The sequence below is a fragment of the Flavivirga eckloniae genome, from assembly GCF_002886045.1.
Taxonomy (GTDB): domain Bacteria; phylum Bacteroidota; class Bacteroidia; order Flavobacteriales; family Flavobacteriaceae; genus Flavivirga; species Flavivirga eckloniae.
In genome coordinates, this window is sequence record NZ_CP025791.1 from 2,724,497 (window position 1) to 2,742,675 (window position 18,179).

Annotated in this window: 19 protein-coding genes; 3 read left to right on the forward strand and 16 right to left on the reverse strand. The window is 33.0% G+C overall.

The genetic code is table 11. The features are described 5' to 3' along the window. Nucleotides 1–6: 6 nt before the first annotated feature. Nucleotides 7–3,138 (reverse strand): SusC/RagA family TonB-linked outer membrane protein, encoded by a 3,132-nt coding sequence (locus tag C1H87_RS11140; RefSeq protein ID WP_102755883.1) that lies wholly within the window; start codon nucleotides 3,136–3,138, stop codon nucleotides 7–9. 437 nt (nucleotides 3,139–3,575) lie between these two features. Continuing rightward, complete coding sequence (locus C1H87_RS11145; RefSeq protein ID WP_102755884.1) at nucleotides 3,576–4,454, reverse strand: AraC family transcriptional regulator; 879 nt, start codon at nucleotides 4,452–4,454, stop codon at nucleotides 3,576–3,578. Between the two features lie 132 nt (nucleotides 4,455–4,586). On the opposite strand from C1H87_RS11145, the gene C1H87_RS11150 reads away from it, so the two are divergent. Then, on the forward strand, nucleotides 4,587–5,807 hold the full coding sequence (locus C1H87_RS11150; protein ID WP_102755885.1) for a DUF4861 family protein: 1,221 nt from the start codon (nucleotides 4,587–4,589) through the stop codon (nucleotides 5,805–5,807). Nucleotides 5,808–5,923: 116 nt separating this feature from the next. Here the strand turns inward: C1H87_RS11150 and C1H87_RS11155 are convergent, their stop codons facing one another. Then, a complete protein-coding gene (locus tag C1H87_RS11155) occupies nucleotides 5,924–6,121 on the reverse strand; it encodes a hypothetical protein (RefSeq protein ID WP_102755886.1) in 198 nt (65 codons plus the stop codon). 174 nt (nucleotides 6,122–6,295) lie between these two features. On the opposite strand from C1H87_RS11155, the gene C1H87_RS11160 reads away from it, so the two are divergent. Next, nucleotides 6,296–7,006, forward strand: coding sequence for a hypothetical protein (locus C1H87_RS11160; protein ID WP_102755887.1), 711 nt, complete (start codon nucleotides 6,296–6,298; stop codon nucleotides 7,004–7,006). A gap of 26 nt (nucleotides 7,007–7,032) precedes the next feature. Here C1H87_RS11160 and C1H87_RS11165 read toward each other — a convergent pair whose 3' ends face one another. The 11 genes from C1H87_RS11165 to C1H87_RS11215 all read right to left on the reverse strand — a co-directional run bounded on the left by C1H87_RS11165 (nucleotide 7,033) and on the right by C1H87_RS11215 (nucleotide 14,854). Beyond that, complete coding sequence (locus tag C1H87_RS11165; protein ID WP_158655197.1) at nucleotides 7,033–7,509, reverse strand: DUF5763 domain-containing protein; 477 nt, start codon at nucleotides 7,507–7,509, stop codon at nucleotides 7,033–7,035. A 304-nt stretch (nucleotides 7,510–7,813) separates the two neighbouring features. Beyond that, nucleotides 7,814–8,272 carry a DinB family protein gene (locus tag C1H87_RS11170; RefSeq protein ID WP_102755889.1) on the reverse strand — a complete coding sequence of 153 codons (459 nt, stop codon included), beginning with the start codon at nucleotides 8,270–8,272 and terminating at the stop codon, nucleotides 7,814–7,816. A gap of 5 nt (nucleotides 8,273–8,277) precedes the next feature. Continuing rightward, the gene (locus C1H87_RS11175) at nucleotides 8,278–8,628 is read right to left on the reverse strand and encodes a nuclear transport factor 2 family protein (protein ID WP_102755890.1); all 351 of its coding nucleotides are present in this window, start codon (nucleotides 8,626–8,628) and stop codon (nucleotides 8,278–8,280) included. Next, nucleotides 8,615–9,205, reverse strand: coding sequence for a TetR/AcrR family transcriptional regulator (locus C1H87_RS11180; RefSeq protein ID WP_102755891.1), 591 nt, complete (start codon nucleotides 9,203–9,205; stop codon nucleotides 8,615–8,617). The genes C1H87_RS11175 and C1H87_RS11180 overlap by 14 nt, the downstream gene beginning before the upstream one ends. 211 nt (nucleotides 9,206–9,416) lie before the next feature. Further along, nucleotides 9,417–9,917 (reverse strand): hypothetical protein, encoded by a 501-nt coding sequence (locus C1H87_RS11185; protein WP_102755892.1) that lies wholly within the window; start codon nucleotides 9,915–9,917, stop codon nucleotides 9,417–9,419. Nucleotides 9,918–10,083: 166 nt separating this feature from the next. After that, nucleotides 10,084–10,863, reverse strand: a complete 780-nt coding sequence (locus tag C1H87_RS11190; RefSeq protein WP_102755893.1) for an alpha/beta fold hydrolase — start codon at nucleotides 10,861–10,863, stop codon at nucleotides 10,084–10,086. Nucleotides 10,864–11,296: 433 nt separating this feature from the next. Then, nucleotides 11,297–11,974: a hypothetical protein gene (locus C1H87_RS11195; protein ID WP_102755894.1), complete on the reverse strand. Its 678-nt coding sequence runs from the start codon at nucleotides 11,972–11,974 to the stop codon at nucleotides 11,297–11,299. 164 nt (nucleotides 11,975–12,138) lie between these two features. Then, nucleotides 12,139–12,717: a hypothetical protein gene (locus C1H87_RS11200; RefSeq protein WP_102755895.1), complete on the reverse strand. Its 579-nt coding sequence runs from the start codon at nucleotides 12,715–12,717 to the stop codon at nucleotides 12,139–12,141. Nucleotides 12,718–12,836: 119 nt separating this feature from the next. After that, complete coding sequence (locus C1H87_RS23660; RefSeq protein WP_262497917.1) at nucleotides 12,837–12,971, reverse strand: hypothetical protein; 135 nt, start codon at nucleotides 12,969–12,971, stop codon at nucleotides 12,837–12,839. Nucleotides 12,972–13,378: 407 nt separating this feature from the next. Next, the gene (locus C1H87_RS11210) at nucleotides 13,379–14,368 is read right to left on the reverse strand and encodes a YiiX/YebB-like N1pC/P60 family cysteine hydrolase (RefSeq protein WP_158655198.1); all 990 of its coding nucleotides are present in this window, start codon (nucleotides 14,366–14,368) and stop codon (nucleotides 13,379–13,381) included. Between the two features lie 240 nt (nucleotides 14,369–14,608). Continuing rightward, nucleotides 14,609–14,854 carry a helix-turn-helix transcriptional regulator gene (locus C1H87_RS11215; RefSeq protein ID WP_102755897.1) on the reverse strand — a complete coding sequence of 82 codons (246 nt, stop codon included), beginning with the start codon at nucleotides 14,852–14,854 and terminating at the stop codon, nucleotides 14,609–14,611. A gap of 384 nt (nucleotides 14,855–15,238) precedes the next feature. Here C1H87_RS11215 and C1H87_RS11220 point away from each other — a divergent pair, with 384 nt between their 5' ends. After that, nucleotides 15,239–15,622 carry a hypothetical protein gene (locus C1H87_RS11220; protein WP_102755898.1) on the forward strand — a complete coding sequence of 128 codons (384 nt, stop codon included), beginning with the start codon at nucleotides 15,239–15,241 and terminating at the stop codon, nucleotides 15,620–15,622. Nucleotides 15,623–16,067: 445 nt separating this feature from the next. On the opposite strand, the gene C1H87_RS11225 is transcribed toward C1H87_RS11220, so the two are convergent. Both C1H87_RS11225 and C1H87_RS11230 read right to left on the reverse strand, forming a co-directional pair. Further along, on the reverse strand, nucleotides 16,068–17,276 hold the full coding sequence (locus C1H87_RS11225; protein ID WP_102755899.1) for a hypothetical protein: 1,209 nt from the start codon (nucleotides 17,274–17,276) through the stop codon (nucleotides 16,068–16,070). 133 nt (nucleotides 17,277–17,409) lie between these two features. Next, a complete protein-coding gene (locus C1H87_RS11230; protein ID WP_102755900.1) occupies nucleotides 17,410–18,174 on the reverse strand; it encodes an outer membrane lipoprotein-sorting protein in 765 nt (254 codons plus the stop codon). Nucleotides 18,175–18,179: the final 5 nt, after the last annotated feature.

Sequence of the window (18,179 nt, forward strand, 5' to 3'; positions counted from 1 at the left end):
TATTTTTTAAAAAGTTAAGTTAACACCCACAGAATAACTAGTCATTAATGGTGCTTGACGTGGATCAAATGCATTACCATTCAGTTCAGGGTCTGTGCCTATCCAATCTGTCCAAGTATGTAAATTTTTACCCGAAACAAAAAGACGAAGTTTGTCTACCGAAATCTTTTCTAATAGTGAGCTAGGGAAATCGTAAGCTAATCTAACATCCTGAAGACGTATAAAACTTCTATCTGCATAGCGCTGAGCTGCTATAGGATCGTCGTGTCTCACACCCGAATGAATAGCATTAGGGGTTGCAGGAGACCATGCATTGAACTCTCTTACGATGTTGTATGTACTTGCATTATCATGTCGATATTCTCCAATACTAGATGTAGGAGATACGCGCCCCAAATAACCATCTTTTCCTCCTTGTATTGAGTTGATAAAAGCACTAAATGTTATGTTTTTGTATTTGAATTCATTATAAATACTAAATCGATATGCTGGCTCTGCTCTACCCACGATTCTACGATCATTATCGGCAGATATAATACCATCATCATTTAAATCTTCAAAAATTCGATTTCCTGGATTATACCCTGCAGGTATATCGTCTCCCAATTGGTATATTCTTCCAGTATCTACATAATCGTAAATAGTTTGAATAGATTCTCCTATAATAAGTCTTCCGTTGTTACCAGTTATTAAATCATCTTCAACACCATCTCCATCATCATCCCTACCTAAAATGGTAACAATTTCATTCTTGTTAGTGGAGAAATTAACGGTACTTTTCCAGGTGAAATTGTTAGTTTGAGCATTAATTGATGTTAACGATAACTCAACACCACTATTGGCTACTTTACCAAGGTTTGTAAATATACCGCTTGCCCCAGTAACTTGTGGTAGATTAACACTAAATAAGATGTCTTCGGTAGTTGTATCATAATAATTTATGTTACCACTTAATCTGTTGTTAAGCACACTAAAGTCAAGTCCAAGATTTAAACCAGTTGTTGTTTCCCAACTTAAATCATTATTGGCCAGTTTATTAATAAATTGCCCATAAGCTGGACCTGATCCATCACCAAACACATATTGGAAACCAGCATTTACACTTGCCAGAGTTTGGTATCTTCCTACGGTACGATTACCCGTTTGTCCGTAAGTAGCTCTTATTTTTAAGTTATTAAGCCATGGAAGAGCATCTTGTACAAATGTCTCTTCACTTGCTGTCCAAGCGAAAGCAACCGAAGGGAAGGTACCAAATTTGGTATTAGACCCAAAGCCTGAAAATCCATCTCGTCTTATTGTTAACGTTAAAAGATATTTATTATCGTATTTGTAATTAATTCTACCCATTTGATAGATACTACTCTCGTCCCAGGCAAGAGAAGAAACCAGTTGCTGGTCTACATCGCCCGACTCTAAACTATTATATCCTAATGATTGGTTTAGGAATGTTCCTGAATTTGCAATTGTACCTTCTCCCGATCTTTCTTCAAAACCGTACAGTAAGGTTAAATCTAAATCATGTTTTTCGTTGAATGTTTTCTTATAGGTTAATAAGTTATCGGTTGTTCTATCTACAAATAACTCATTCTTTTTAGAAGCAGCACCTGCGAAATTGTTACCAATAGGGTCGAATCGAAAATCTCTAAATGTTCTGTAGTTTACAGAATGATTTATTCGATATTCTAACCCTTTTATAGGTAATTTAAATTTACCATAAAAAACACCAAATAAGTTTAAACGCTTATCTAATTGGTCAATTCGTGTTCTAAGCAAAGGGCTTCGTTCAATACCAATTGGATCGGTATTTAAAGTTCCGTCTTCATTATAAGGCTCAATAAGAGGTGAATAAAGATACCCTCTTCTTAAATCAGATTCTAATCCGGAATAATCACCAAAGGAGGCAAAACTCTGCATTCCAATAGTTAACCAGTCGTTCATTTTATTCTCAATGTTCGCTCTTAAACTCAAACGATCGTATTGGTCGTTTAACAACCATCCTTTTTGATCTGTATAACCTACGGATAGGAAATAATTGGCTTTACCACCGCTTCCAGCAATACTTAAATTCGTGTTTTGTGTATAAGCTGTTTGACTTATTGCATCTAACCAATCGGTATCTGTTCCATTATTTAGCCCATCCAATATAGATTGGTAAGGGAATCGTGCAGACGGATCGAAATTCGAATCAAGTTGTGTATAATCTGGAGCCAAATACGCTTCATCATAATAAATCTTATTGTAATGCTCTAAAAAGCCATCTCTTCCAAGAGGCGTTAAAGTGTTGCTTGGTGTATCGAAAGAATAATACGATGAAAAATTGATAACAGCATCCTTGTTTTTTCTTCCCGACTTAGATGTAATCAGTATAACTCCATTAGCTGCCTGAGATCCGTAGATAGCCTGAGAACTTGAATCCTTTAGTACATCAATCGACTCTATATCGGCGGGGTTAAGGTCTGCGAGGCTTCCTCGATAAATAATACCATCTAAAACAATTAGAGGATCACTACCAACTAGTTCATTTCTATCATTTTGAGCAAATGTATTTCTTCCTCTAACCTCTATACCTGGATTGGCTCCTGCCGAACTTACAGCACCAATATTAAGTCCAACAACAGATCCTTGTAACGACTGAAGAATATTAACGTTAGGTTGATCCTGAAACGCTTTAAGGTCGGCACTTGCAACAGAACCTGTAAGATCCGATTTTTTTTGCGCACCATATCCCACAACAACTATTTCATCAAGTTTTGCAATATCTTCGGTCAAACTTACATTTATTTGAGACCGATCGTCTATAGGAACTTCCTGAGTGTTAAATCCTATATAACTAAAAACCAGAACACCGTTACCCGATATATCTAGCGAGTATTTCCCATCAAAATCTGTTGAGGTTCCTGTCGTAGTTCCTTTTAATAATATTGCTACTCCGGGTAATGGAATACCAGAGGCATCAGTAACAGTTCCTGTTACCCTCTGTTGAATATTTTCGGAAACATTTTTTAAATCGTTTGGTTCAACCGTATTATATTCAGTTGAAGCAAAAGTTGAATTCGGCAAGAACACAAACAAAATCGCAGTTAATGCCATGTCTCTTATTTTTCTGCATAAGAGACTTTTTAAGTACAAATTTTTCATAGGGTTTAGCTTATTTAATAGTTAGTTAAAAAAGTAATACCCAAGCGCTTAGGACTATTTTTTGGAATTTAAAAAATCCTTAAAGATTAATCGTTGCTACAAAATTAACACCTCAATAAGGCTTTTTATATACAAATCTTGATGTGTTTTATATAAATATTTGCATCAAGCATGTTTTTTAAGAGTTATTAGACAATATTGATATAAAAATAGATTTCTTCTTAATCGTCTATTCAATATTTAAATATCATGGTTAAAAAATTATGGCTAACAAGTAAAAGCATATATCAACATAAATAGTTGATACACTTTACATATACTTGATAGATATATACAGTTATTAAATGTAGGTAAGTGTTAAAAACATGTATAGGCAAACCGTTTAAAACAAACTATTTTTTATCTCTATGAAGAGATTTATGGTTTTCGAAAAAACCTTAGGCTGTTTGTTTTATTCTATTTCTTTTCCTGTACTCATTAGGAGAAACTTTTCTAATCCTTTTAAATACCTGGGAGAAAGCCGAAGGGTTATTAAAACCCGAGTCGTAACATATCTGGGTCATTCCCAGATCGCTTTCTAAAAGTAATTTACTGGCGTATCTTACTCTTATCTCATATAAAAATTCAAGATAATTTTTCTTTGCTGTATTCTTAAAATATCTACAAAAAGCACTTCTGGAGAGGTTAGCTACATCTGCAATTTCTTCTAAACTAATATTTCTTCTAAAATGAAGCATCGTATGTTTAATAACCCGATTCATTCTATCCTTATCTTTTTCTTCTGCAGATCTGTGAAGATCAAAATTACACAGTACTTTCTTGGAATCGCTTATCGACATTAAATTTAAAACTTGCATCAAGGATAAAATTTGTTCTATGGGAGATTGCTCTAACATCCCCGTTAGTAATCGTGCAATCTCTTTATTTGTTTTCCCTGTAATTCTAAGTCCGCCCGATGCTTCCTGTAGTATACTGGAAATGCCATGAGCTTCGGGTAATCTTAAAAAATCCTTTCCGGCAAAGTCTGCACAAAATTTTACAACAATGGCTTTCGTAATAAGATCGTTATCTTCATAAAATACATCATCACTCACCCAAACATGTGCAAGTTCCTCACCTACTAAAACCAAATCTCCTTTTTTATAGGACTTAATACTACTACCAACATACCGTGTTCCGTACCCTTCTATAATATAGGCCAGCTCAAACTCTTTATGATAATGAAGTGGGTTAGGGAAGTATTTTACTTCATGTTTTTTTACAGAAACAGCACTGCCGGGTGAATACCCCATTGAAAGAAATTTTGCCTTTGTCATTATATTAATTTTACCATTAAAATACAAAAAAACTCATATTATGCAAATATTAATAAAAAAAATGACAATATCCTGGTATTTTAAAACCTCATATTTTGTTTATTTGTATTCATTAACTAAACCGATTTTCGAATGAATAACAAATATATTTTCCTGATATTATTGTTTATTAGTTTTATTAATCTAACTACAACTTCCTGCGCACCTAAAAAAGATAGTTACACCATTTCGTTAACTAATGGTTCGGATGTAAAAAGAAGCTCTGAAACTATTGAAATAGCACTGGATAAATTTCCAGAATTTTTAAAAAGTGACACTAAAGCGATTGCAGTTGTTGATAATGTAAATAATAATGTCCCGGTGCAATTTGTTGATGCTGATTTGAATTCGACAGCCGATTATTTAATATTTCAAACCGATCTTAATCCTGGTGAAACCAAAGCGTTTAAACTTGTTTTAAATGATAGTATTGGTATTAAAAACGAAGCTAATATTAAAACACATTGCAGATTCGTACCGGAAAGAATGGATGATTTTGCCTGGGAAAACGACCGTGTTGCTTTTAGAACTTATGGGCCAAAATGTCAGCAGCTTTTTGAAGAAGGTACGCCTGGCGGCCTTATTTCTAGTGGTTTCGATTGTTGGTTAAAACGGGTTAATTATCCCATAATTGATAAATGGTATGCTAACAATGAGAAGGGTGTATCTTATCATGAAGATCATGGAGAAGGGTTAGATAATTACCATGTAGGTACCACCAGAGGTTGCGGAGGTACTGCCTTATTATGCAATGATAGTTTAGTTTTGAGCAAAAATTTTAAAGCGTGGAAAGTTATTGCTAACGGCCCCATTAGAAGCATTTTTGAACTTGAATACGCCCCTATTGAGGTGTGCGGTAACATGGTAACCGAAACAAAAAGGGTATCTATAGATTTAGGATCTAATTTTTACCATTGTACCGTTTCTTATGCTTCTGAAAAACCCATTGAAGATACCATAAAAGCTGCCGTTGGTGTTACGATTCACAAAGGTGCCGGAGCCATTAAATCTAACAAAGAAGCGGGTTGGATTTCTTATTGGGAGCCTATGGGTGACTCTTTCTTGGGAACGGCTGCGTTGGTAGATCCGAAAATCGCCACCGATTATAATTTAGATGCTACGGTTCATGATGATGAGACCTTTAATAATATTTTTATTAATACTTCTTTAACCCAAAATAGTTTTAGTTATTGGGCTGGGTATGGCTGGAAAAAAAGTGGTCAATTCGTTGACTTTAACGATTGGCAAAATCATTTGAATACAGCATCTTTAAAAATAAACAACCCAGTAGGTATTGAAATAACTAAAAACTGAGGTTAACGATTGGAACTGGTTTTCGTTCCAATATGTCACTTGTTACATACCAATCCTAATCAGGATTTTTAATGTATTAGCCTCCAACTAATAACAAGTAGTTTACTGTTTTTTTATTAGCGAAAAAGAGATTTAATTTCATCAATAAATTCCAAAAAAGAATTATAGAATTCAGACATTAAATATTCGTAAGACTCCTTTTCTTTTTCTAAATCACCTGAAAAATCATGTTTTGGAAAAACAATGTGTCGTAAGGCAAAAATAAAACCTGTTATAAAAAGAATTACAATTAAAAGTCCGAGAATAGTATCCATATTTGACTATATAAATATAATTATAATTCCTTGTCTATAAAATAGAATAAGTTTATATATCATCAGGGTTAAATAATATTCAGCATCTTCGAAATTTACACGTCTTTATTTTTAACAAAAAAATTCCTACATTTGAGAGCGACATATTTCTTTTTAACTTAAACATTTTATACTATGCCAATAACAAGATCTGAAAGCGGTCCTAACTTAGAAAATTGGATTGTTAATTTAGGGGATGGGAATTATACATCACCAGGAGAAGCTCCTGCATCAATTACAGACATTACGACTGTAAACAAAACCAAAAGATCTATTCTTGAAGCTAACATACATAATAGAAGGATCATGGTGCATAATATAACCTTTCATAAGATAGTAGATCCTACAGCTTTAACAGATGTTCACAAGGCTACTTATAAATTTAAGATTCCTTATACTATTAGTACGGCAAATACAGATTTTAATGGCCAAACGGTTGAAGGAGGTCTTTTTGTATGGGATGGCCCAACAACCGAGCTGGATTATGGTTTGGCTTTTCAATGGGTTATTAACCCTTGGGATCCTGAGTATAAAAACTTGTTTTATTGGGATGGAAATGGTTGGCAACCATTAGGCGTTAGTTTGGAGCCAAATAATAAATATCATGTGGTTGAATATTATTTAGATATTCCAAATTCTGAAGCATACCTAACAATAAACGGCATTACATTCGCCCAAAATGTCTTCTCACAGACAACAAAAGAAGGTTTTGGCACAACAGTAGATGCAAGGTTTCAAGCCGAAACTATAAGTATATTTCCACCAGAAACAGGAACAATTCCTTCTCAAAAAGTAAACTTTAAAGACTGGACATGGGATTGGTTTAACGATAATGTTTCGGTATAACCACTGTTATTTTTAATGAATACTTATTAATGCTGGTAGCAACGTCCGCCACCTTTTACTTTTCTTTTGCAATACCCACCAGATTTGGTACGCGCACCACAGGTAGACGTTGTAGTTTTAGAATAACCTGAATGTTTACGTTTTGAAGAACTATTTTGTTTGGTATGCTGATAGCAATAACCATTTGCAAGCTTGGTTTTATGTTTACATCTTGTACCTTTTTGGGTATATCCTTTACATCTTACAGACGATGATGTTCCAACAGCTTTATTTGAAGCATTATAACTGCTAACATAATTGTTTATAGAAGGTGGCTTACAAATTTTGCAAGGTGTTAAACGGTATTTCGATATATCTTCATTACCCAAGAGTTTTTTAGATACATTTTCAACCATCCTACATGATGACAAATGATATCTTTCTCCTGATGGTGTTTTATATATATTCTGAGCATTAACATTTATATATAAAACAAAGGAAACGAAGAAAATCATGTACTTCATAAATATATTTTTTAAATCAACCTGAATGCTACAAGTTTTAATTTATAGTACTTGTTACAAACGAACGGTAACTCGACAAGTAGGTTTTATCAAGTAAACTTATGCCAGCACTTGTTAAAAAGGTTACTGTATTGAACTGGCTAGGGTATTTATTTTCTTATAAAAAATCAAATATAAGAAATCTCTTTCGGTAAAGATAAGCTTATTAAAACAAGTACAAACAAGACTAAATAATCAAAAAACTGGAGCTAACACAAACGCCCTATGCTTTTTATACATTACCTACAGGCTTTTATCCTGTTCCCTATTTATTATTCCAGCTCCATAAACCAAAATTAACAGATTTACTTATTTTCAAATCGTTTCTTGCTATAATAGTCATTATTTGTCCTCTGTGATGTGATTCGTGAGCAATCATTTGGGCAAAAAAGGCTGTAGGATGTGGCTTGTAACCTTTAATACTTTCTTGTTCGAATAACTCATATAAAGTATCTCTCATTTTTTGTGATGATTCTTGTAGAGCTTCAATAAGTTGCGATTTCTTATTTGCATATTTCTTATTTATTTTCAAATCAATTTTTTCACCGACTTTATTAATCCAAAAGGAACGTATATTGTTAATGTGCACAAATTGTTCTCCTATACTTCTTCCTTTATCGTTTAGTTTTGTAGGTAACCAATCTTCTTCGATATTATCGAGTAAGTACAAAGTAACCTTATTGTTTTGATTCCAAGAATAGATTATGTCTGCTTTAATATTCATAAATTCTAACTTTCTTTAAAAAACCCAGTAATCTGTTTGAGTTTGTCATTTTCGTAAAGGACAAAACTTGAACCACTACTAAGAACCTCATTATTATCGTTAACCATATTCCAATTTACTAAACATCTATTGTGATGAGTATTGATGTATGTAGTGATAAATGAAGCATCTTCAAATTGTTCTTGAAACTGTTTCATATAATCTGATAGTTGTGCATAACCTACTACTTCAAAGTTTGGGTCTTTATATTCAAAGTCATCAGTTAGAATTTTTTGTAATTTTTCTGCTCGTTGAACTGAGTTGGTTTCATTCCAACAGGTTCTATATATATCCCATATTTCGTTAATTGTTTTCATCAGTTTTAGTTTTTAATGAGTTTAGAAATGAGGTCATTAATAAATGACCAGAATCTTTTGTGCCTTTTGACCTAGTTAAGAATCCGAAAAATGTGGTATGGATTATTTCGGTTAGTATACTTGAACTAATAGCATTGCTTAAATCTCCATTTTGCTGTGCATCTTTTACTGTGGGTTCAATAACTTGCAAAAAACTATTAAACTGTTGTGCAGATAATTCGGCAATAGCATTGTTTGAAGAACCCATTTCAGACATTATGTTGTTTACAAGACAACCTTTGTAATTATTCTCAATCTGAGAAGTGAGCATATTTTTATATAGTTCAATCAATTTGTCAAACGCTTTTAACTTGCTGGATTTTAATTCATTTTGTAAATGAGAAACTATTAACTCTCCATACGCATTAATGGTTGTTAGTAGAAAAGACTCTTTACTTTCGAAAGAATTATAAAAAGCACCTTTAGTCATTCCTGTTTCTTTACATATCTCATTAATACCCAAATTATGAAATCCTTTAGCCCAAAAGAGTTCCATACCTTTCTTTATTACTTTTTCTTTATTGTGTTTGTAGTTCATATCGTAAAATTAAACAAACAGACCGTTCGGTACAAATTTTAATCCAAATATTTCAGAATGATGAAGTTTTTTAGCTTGCAGCTAACGGTTGGCTATGGTTTTGTTGCTTAATTCTATAAGTTTATGAAAAAGCCCAGTCCATAATTCAGCTGTGGTGGTTTTCCAAAGGAAAATCAGAAACAATAAACTATAGCTCTCGTTCTACACTGGCTTATCTTTTAGGCAAGATATTCTGCTTGTTTAATATCCCATCTTTTGTTGTTACATATAGGAAATAATCGGCTAGTCCAAGCTTATTATTTATATTGATTTTAAGCTCAATGAATTTAACATTCTCGTCTGTTGATTTTAATTTATAGCTTAGTGATTTCACAACACCCTTATTAACCACTTGAAACAATTTTGGATCAGAAATATCCCCTATAACCATAGATGCCATTTCATAAGCTTCTTTATACATGTTCCCATATCGCATTATTCTTCCGTGAAGTATTGGAGCAACATATCCTTTTTTTAATAAATAGTATGCCCCTGAACCATTTTTCATTGACACAATAATATCATTAGCGATTCTATCCCCAGCCATTTTTAATGTTTTGTCAACACTTTCTAGCGGAATTTTCTTTGGCTCGTTTGAACAGGAAATGGTCAAACTCAGAACAAGTACTAAAAATGTTTTTGTAAGTTTTACATTTTGATAAAAGTTGTTCATTTTAATCTGGGCTTTATACTTGTGTACAACGGTTTGTGTAAGATTAGTAATTGGCTATGCAAACGGCTGATTTTTCAAACGGAAACCAGTTGCTAAATGAGCAATTACCCTTTAAATTTAGATACAAACCAAAATTATTAATTTTATACTTTATTGTGAAGTGTTTTCATTTTGATTTTTCATTTCCTAAAAAAAAGTCATTTACTAAATTATAAAATTTCTCAGATACTTCAATCATTGGCCAATGACCTATTCCTTTTAAGAATATATTAGGGATCTTTTTCTCTTCAATGAATCTTTGCGTTTCAACAGGGGTATCTTTATCGCCCCAAATATATACTTTCGGACATTTTAAATCTAAAAATTCAATACCTGGCTTGTTTTGAGAAATAATTTTTTCTGTTGATTTCCCCCATTTATATAACGAGTCTATGTTGGCAAAATAGATACTTGCTAGATATCTTCTAAAGTCTACTCTACTTTTGGAGTTCTCGATTACAGAAGTAAGATATTTTCTATAAAACTCTTCTTTTGAATTATGGATTGGTAAAGATGAATAATAACTATCCTTTGTGGTTAAGTTGCCCTCAATACTCACATAACCATTTATTTTTTCTCCAAAATACTTGCAGAGTGATGTCCCAATTATTCCAGAGACGGAATGTGCAACAATGTATAAGTTTGAATCAGGAGAAATTTCATTAATTAACTCTTTAAGTTTTTCCGTGAGTTGTTGGACTGATAAAGGATTATCATTATTGGGACTTACTCCAAACCCTGGTAAATCAGGAACAAATATATTAAACTTATTTTTGAGTTTTGACTCAAAAACTTCTCTATAACATAAGCCTGATTCTCCAAAAGGGTGAATTAACCAAATATCTCCAATAGGATTTTTTATTTCGTTCAATCGGAAAAAAACATTATTGATTATATTGATTCTCATATTTGCCTAAGTTTTTGTCTGTTATGAATTAAGATAATGTGCTCTGGTCTTTCTCTTTCTGGAATGCTTTACAACAATTGTATAAACACACTTTATGGTATTTATTCTCCTTATATTAACAGATAAGCATAATAAGATGCGTTTATTTCTATTTAATACACAAATCAAATATAAGAATATCCTTCAACCCTAAGCAGCATTAAATTCTTAACCTAAGTTTATACGAAAATGTTACTTTTTATGCGCTGTTTGTGAAGTCTGCTAAAACACATTAGAATCAAAGAAATCTCTTTCGGTAAAAATAACTTATTAAACAAGACTAAATATTCAAACCGATGGTGCTTATTGTATAGAATGATGTTCCTGAACATCATTCTATACAATTTAGCGGGAGCGGATCTTAACCCTTATGCTTATACTATATTAGCAAAAGTTACTTGTTAAATTTAGTTTTTTCAAGATTGATTGTTTTTGAAATAGCATTTGAAATAGAGTTTGCAAGATTTTCATATTCAGGTGGCGTTTTCCATTTACCTTTAATTTTCTCAACTGAATCTGAATAGCCCTTAAAAACAATAGAATTATCCGTTAAATCAATTATTTCAGAGGCAATATGGCTATTGCCCTTTTTTCCAGTTTCTATCATTCCGTAATAACTTACCAAAAGCCCATAACTAACGCTTACTATTAAAAGTTCATCAACCCCCTTATCTTTAAGTGAACGTAAATCATACTTATGATATTTTTTCTTCGAGGATGATGGCTTTTCAAACTTTTTGAGTTTTTTAACGTCGTAATCAAATTGAATTTCTTTCAATGGTTTTCCTTTTGCACTAAATATACCCTCATATAAACCCTTTATTTCATTAGTTGGATTTATTTTTTTGTCTACAATTTGCAATGGTTCTTTAAATCGCTTTCCTGGGGTTAAAGCTACATCAAGCAAACCTTGTGATCCTTCCCGATAAACTCTAATTGAATCAATTAAATAAACTACTCCAACTTTCTTTTGATTTGTATAATAATTGTCTGAAAGTGGCATTTTCACAGCACAACTACTAATTGTTATTAATATTATTATTAGTCCTAAATTTCTAAAAATTTTATTCATTTTGTTTTTAATTTAATCATTCTTTAAAAACCAAACCACTGGTTTTAAGGCAATTGCACATAGCGCTGAACTTTTGTGAACCTCTAGATATTTGTTGTTGAAATACTCATGCTTTTCGTTTAAGCAATTCTTTTGTTTATAATACCTTCCACTTTTAAGCTAAGCTAGTTTGGAAACACAAAACTCACTGATAAACCTAAAGCATTTGCATTATAGGTTTCCTCAAAACCATCTTTATACTCCATAAGTGTATAGCGTAAACCTATCCATCTCCAGGCTAACTCAAACATTAGCCCACTTGCATTATTAAAATTGATATTATCTCCTAATCCGTCTGCGTCAAACTTAATACCAGTCTGCATAGCAAGTCCTGTTCCAATACGAATGTTGTTTGTAATCATCCAATTGGCGGTTAAATTAATCGGTACTCGGGTCAAGGCCATATCCGCATTACTAGCCCTTACTGTCAAAATTTTGTAACCGATCCAACCCCTAAACTTCAGTTTCTGCATTTTAGGAACAGTGAATTCACCTCCAATACCAATAGAAACTCCTTGGCCAGCATGAACCGACTTTACATCACCATCAGTATAGTATACTTCTGCAACAGCATCACCACCAAATTCGCCAGTAAAATCAATTAATGCTCGAAAAGACCGGGATGTGTTTTCACTCTGTGCATAAGTATATGATGAATAAAGGCTCAGGCATAATAAAATATAAATAGGTCGTTTAATTCTCATAAGAATATTTATTTTGTAAATAAAAATTTGATGTATTTTCTCTTTGTTAAGTAATCGTTATTTCGTTTTTCTATGGCGCCAAATTGAATAGTTTGACCAGATTTTATTTCAATCTAAGGCTATTGAACTTCGTTAGCAGCATTAATTTTCATGATACTTGGTGAAGGTGTATCACCATTAGAAGAAGAAAAAATTAAAGAAAATACAAAAACAAGCGTAACGTCCTTTAAGGTTTTTTTAAAATAGAATTTCATAAATAGATTAATTTGATTTGGAGCAGTAAATGTATAAAAACGATCGTACGCAAATCTTGACTTAGGTTAATAAAGGCTGTGATACGTTACGAATAACTTCGAATTAATATAACTAACTCTAGTTACAAAATAGAGGTAGCAGAATCCCTCTTTATAGTATGCTTATTTCTTACTCAATCTCGGCACCCGATATGGTCGAGCGCTAGCTTGAGGGCATTCAAAACAAATCAGAATCGAAAAATTCCCTCAAGGAAATATCAATCATCTTACAGAACTGGTTTATGGTATGGATTGAGACACAAAGAACACCACTAAACACAGTTTAGCGGTAGCGGAGGAGTGATAAATTTTTTATTATTTATATTCATTACGATTTTTAGTAATTTATATTTCTGAAATTTGTCAATTCAGAGTTTTGTTATTCGTTTAAAAACCGCATTTATTGTGTCAAGTCTCATATCACTATAGCTTTTTAGTTTTTTATATAGACTTAAATGTTCTTTTAAAAATTCTCTATTGTACTTTTCTAATTCCTTTTCAGTATCATTAATAGTTTCTATAAGTGCCAAATTAATTCTCTTGTCGATTGCTGAAAGTTCATTAATTACCTTAAGCATAATTTTTTCTGATCTATAATACTCTATAAATGCTTCTGGATCATAATGCCAAGGATTTTTTTCAAAATCATTTTCCATCATATACAAATAACCCGAATTACGTAAAAATTCTGTTATCTCATTGTCATATTCGGGATGATTTATTATTAGTTCATGTAATTGGTCGAAAGTTTGAATATCTTGATTAGAAATTTTTCGTGCTTCTGCAAAAATAGAATTATGAATTTCTATTTGAGTTTCCAGAGGACTATCGCTTTGGGCATATTTTATTTCTCTTTCTGAAGCTTTTCTTACCACACCTTTGACCTCACTTAAAAATTTTGAATTTAGAATATCATTTGGTGTTGGATAATTGAAATTCTTAACAATATCTACACCAGCTGAGTGATAAGCTTGAGTTACAAAACGAGTACAGAATTGTCTATTTACTTCTTTCGGTTCTAATGAAGTTCCATTTTCCAAAACTTGAATGGCTTCATTTAGCGAATATGCTGTACCTATTTTTTGACGAGCAAACAGTTCAATTTTGTTTAATATATCTATTTGATTTGAATTAATTAAGCGAAGCACGATAATATCATCTTCATTATCAAATATTAATCGTTGGATATTATGAGCTTGCACCCCAGGTCCATCTGAATCTATATAGCTTGATCCCCCCATATAGAGTATAGCGTGAGAAAATTCACTATCCGACTTTTTTCGAATAATCCTACTTAACCGAGAGTCCGATTTCATTAAAATGATATCACCAGATTTTAGTATTTCTTTTTTAATCAAATACATTAGTTAACTCTCTATATTAGGTTTTGTGCAATTACACAAAGCAATTGTTTAAACACACTTATGATCTTTATTCCTCTTATATTACCGGATAAACATAATAAAAGTGCATTTATTTCTATTATACAAAAATCAAATATAAAAAATATCCTTCGTTCCTAAGCGACATTAAATTCTTAGCCTAAGTCTATACGAAAATGTTATTTTTTGTTTTGTACGCTGTTTGTGAAGTCTCTGTTAAAACATATCAGAATCAAAGAAATCCCTCAAGGAAATATCAATCATCTTGCAGAACCGGTTTATGGTATGGATTGAAACCCCTCTTTTATCGTTTACACTTTCCCAACGGCTTACAATCTGCCTATCTATAAAGTGAGTTTCAGCAAATTTCGATTGACTTAAGCCAGTTTCTTTTCTTAACTGCTTTATTCTTAGAGCAATTTTTTTGTTAAATGCAATATCTTCAGGTTTCAATTTAGACATATTGCAATTTTCACTTTATATAAAGAAATATTGTAAGCCATTTGGTTTACAAATAATTATTTCGTTATATTTGTAGTTAAATACATATTTTTGCAATTCTTCTTTTAAAATATTGAAGCAATTGCTTTGAATCTCACCATTGAAAACTGGTAATTTTTGCGCTGAGATGATAAGCAGATTGGCTCACGAACCCGGGCGTGGGCTCTCTTATCGGTGCAAGGTATACCAGTACCCCAATGGCGGTAAGTTGAGATCCACGTCCTTTTGTTTCCAGACATTATGGACCTTAGTGCTAAACTCATATGTACTGAACTTCCTGAACTAAATTCAGGATAGATGTTTCAGTATCTCAGTACCTGTTGAATATTAGCCAACAACTCCAACTTGCAATTTTTAAGTTTCACTAACGAAAAGAAAAATGTAACAGCTATTCTTATGGATAAAACAGAAGTCTTTATATCACCAAATGATTTAGTATTACCTCCCTATGCTACTATAACTGCTTTGATTGGATTACTCAACAGGTCTGGATTAACAGATAATGTTGTAAAACATTGTATAACGGGGTTAAAGGTTATTATTGTTATTCGTTTAGATAAGAGCTACAAAACTGGAACCGATCTTTTAGCAAGAAAGGAGTTTGATGAACTCTATGATAAATTCCCAGATATATATTTTAACAATAGGGAATCCATTCCACCAATTATGATTATTGAAAATATTCACCAATGTATTAAAACTGATAAGGTAATTTATGTTGACAACTAGAGCCTTAAAGTATCTCGACTCATGATGCTTTTTGGCTCTTAAATTCCTGCGTGGTCACTGAGCGTAGTCGAAGTGGAGGCAGGAATCTCATAATCTGGAACTAGCATTAAATAAGATTCCCTGTCTGCCGCAGGCAGGTTCGCTTGCTTTGGCTCCGCTCAGTACAAATCGCTCTGAATGATAAGTCAATTTATATCATTACGAGGAGCTAAGCAACGTGTTAATCTTGTAAATAGAAACGAGAATCAAATTAAACAAATTGTCACGGTCGTTCATCTCTCACAATGATCTATTTTTTAAACCCTAAGTACTATAAAACCCATTCACCGGTAGATAACGAGGGATCGGGAAGGAATGATGGCTGTCTACCGGGTATATGGGTAATTGTAAGAATGTTTAAGATTCCTGCCTCCACTTCGACTACGCTCAGTGACCACGCAGGAATTTAAAAGTATTTAGACAAACTAATCCTAAAAAAACTATCGTCTTTAAAATTAGAGAGTATAAATTCGTTGGTGTCAATCGAACTAAAAATTCGGGCTTCTACCTCTGCTGTCCAACTGCTTCCAAAACGTCTGGATGCTTCCATGCTAAATATTTTACTGCTCGATTCTAAATCTGAAATACCTCCTATTAAAATTGAGGTGTCCTGCGTATCGTTAAAAGCAATTCTGCTTCCTAAAAACACATCGTTTTGCAATGCGTTTAGGGCTAGTTCGTCACGCTCATCGTACAGGTATTCCCCTAGTAATCCAATGTCTAATCCGTTACCATCAATATTACTAAAGGTAAACTCCAAACCTGCTACCATGGCGAAAAAATCCTGTGCTTTAGAGGTTCGGTAAATAGACTCCAATTTCCAAAGGAAAGCATTGTGGGTAATCTGTAAATCCAATCCTGTTTGATTAATTACCGGATAAAAAGCATTGATATTACCGAGTTGATCGAAGGTGAATAGAGGCTCCCTTCCGTTACCATAAAAATGGGTTAGCCCTACATCGAAAGCACCAAAATAGTGTTTCCATCTAAAGGCAAGATCTTGCCGCCATTCCTCTGCACCACTTTCATATTGTAGATCGTCTTTATCTATAACCACCGGAAATCTTAAACGGCCTTTAGCGCCAGGAAATGTGCGCTTTCTATGATAGGGCAAATAAAAGAAATCGAAACTCCCCATTTTTTTGGTTGTATAGGTAAATTGAACCATGGGCTGCCCTAATTTATCCTCGCCATCAAACGACTCTACAGCATCTGTTTGGTTAATAATATCTACCAAATGATTACTCTCTGCTACACCCCAATATATTTTTTTAAGCCCTATACTTAACTCCCAGTTCTTTTTTACTTTTTGATAATACAGTTCTCTTATATCCCAGTGGGTACGTTCATCATCAACATCCAACCTCAAAAAACCAGTAAAATTAAATTGCTCGTAACCTTTATTCCAATCTAATGAATATTCCGGTGTAAAAGCTATAGACGGGAAATGTTGTTCCTGGTCGTTAAATGCGGCATCATCATAAAAGTATCTGTATTCTGCTGCTATTTCTAACTCGAAGTCCTGATTTATTTTCTTTTCTCCGCTTTGAGCATATAATATCCCACCACTTAAAAAAAGCATTAAAATGGTGGTTTTTAATCGTGTTCGATTCATTCTGTTTTTTTAAAAAGCAACACCAGAAGACTATTTCTAATCTAACCAATCAATTAAAATAATTAACCAAAAACTAAGAACATCCAAGATTTGTCCTAGCCTTCGGCGTTGCTTTATTTGAGTTAGTGCAATATCAAATTCTTTGTAAAGCGACTTGAGTAAAATCTTCGTCCGAAAGGTTTATATCAAAATTATAGTCGCTAAACTTTAAAATGGTTTCTTTGTTACTCTGGTGATTGGTCATAACAAACGTTCCTGCTCTCCAAAATTTGTTTTTGTACAGCTTGTAGTCGCTATAAACCAATGTTTTTAGCAACGCATTTTTTCTGTCGTAAAACTCAACTTTTTCAAAACGGTACCCTTTATCTTTATTGTAGGTTACCAAACGTCTTGTGTATCCCGACTTTGGATCTACAGGGTCTTGTTCTACAACCACAAGGCTTCCTTTTTCTTCTATAAACTTATAGCTGTACTTTTCCACTTCTTGCGACGATAAATCTTCGTATGCAAATTCACTGCCTACAAATGGTCCTGATTTATTATTAGATGAAATTCTTTTTACACGTTTAATAGATGGTAAAAACAACCACTGATCGTCTGAGCCTACTTTATGCGTAAATGTTAATGTGGATGTTCCCTTAACATCTTTAGGACTATTAAAAACGATTAAGGATTTATCGCCATCTTCTGTAAGCTCCAATGTTTTTGTTGTAAGTGAACGTTCGCTGGTTTGACCGTTTTTATTTTTAAGGGTCATTTTTAAGTTAACTGAAGAGCTATTAAACCCCAAATCTGCTTTTTCTGCTGCTTTTGCAATTTGTAATCCGCGCTCTTCTGCTGTTTGCGCTTGTATTCCTATTGTAATTAATACGACTAGTATAGAGGCTATTTTTTTCATTTTTC

Bases quoted from the DNA above. Each gene is read 5' to 3' on its own strand.
- C1H87_RS11140 (WP_102755883.1), bottom strand. From the start codon at position 3,138: ATGAAAAATTTGTACTTAAAAAGTCTCTTATGCAGAAAAATAAGAGAC.
- C1H87_RS11145 (WP_102755884.1), bottom strand. From the start codon at position 4,454: ATGACAAAGGCAAAATTTCTTTCAATGGGGTATTCACCCGGCAGTGCT.
- C1H87_RS11150 (WP_102755885.1), top strand. From the start codon at position 4,587: ATGAATAACAAATATATTTTCCTGATATTATTGTTTATTAGTTTTATT.
- C1H87_RS11155 (WP_102755886.1), bottom strand. From the start codon at position 6,121: ATGGATACTATTCTCGGACTTTTAATTGTAATTCTTTTTATAACAGGT.
- C1H87_RS11160 (WP_102755887.1), top strand. From the start codon at position 6,296: ATGCCAATAACAAGATCTGAAAGCGGTCCTAACTTAGAAAATTGGATT.
- C1H87_RS11165 (WP_158655197.1), bottom strand. From the start codon at position 7,509: ATGAAGTACATGATTTTCTTCGTTTCCTTTGTTTTATATATAAATGTT.
- C1H87_RS11170 (WP_102755889.1), bottom strand. From the start codon at position 8,272: ATGAATATTAAAGCAGACATAATCTATTCTTGGAATCAAAACAATAAG.
- C1H87_RS11175 (WP_102755890.1), bottom strand. From the start codon at position 8,628: ATGAAAACAATTAACGAAATATGGGATATATATAGAACCTGTTGGAAT.
- C1H87_RS11180 (WP_102755891.1), bottom strand. From the start codon at position 9,205: ATGAACTACAAACACAATAAAGAAAAAGTAATAAAGAAAGGTATGGAA.
- C1H87_RS11185 (WP_102755892.1), bottom strand. From the start codon at position 9,917: ATGAACAACTTTTATCAAAATGTAAAACTTACAAAAACATTTTTAGTA.
- C1H87_RS11190 (WP_102755893.1), bottom strand. From the start codon at position 10,863: ATGAGAATCAATATAATCAATAATGTTTTTTTCCGATTGAACGAAATA.
- C1H87_RS11195 (WP_102755894.1), bottom strand. From the start codon at position 11,974: ATGAATAAAATTTTTAGAAATTTAGGACTAATAATAATATTAATAACA.
- C1H87_RS11200 (WP_102755895.1), bottom strand. From the start codon at position 12,717: ATGAGAATTAAACGACCTATTTATATTTTATTATGCCTGAGCCTTTAT.
- C1H87_RS23660 (WP_262497917.1), bottom strand. From the start codon at position 12,971: ATGAAATTCTATTTTAAAAAAACCTTAAAGGACGTTACGCTTGTTTTT.
- C1H87_RS11215 (WP_102755897.1), bottom strand. From the start codon at position 14,854: ATGTCTAAATTGAAACCTGAAGATATTGCATTTAACAAAAAAATTGCT.
- C1H87_RS11225 (WP_102755899.1), bottom strand. From the start codon at position 17,276: ATGAATCGAACACGATTAAAAACCACCATTTTAATGCTTTTTTTAAGT.
- C1H87_RS11230 (WP_102755900.1), bottom strand. From the start codon at position 18,174: ATGAAAAAAATAGCCTCTATACTAGTCGTATTAATTACAATAGGAATA.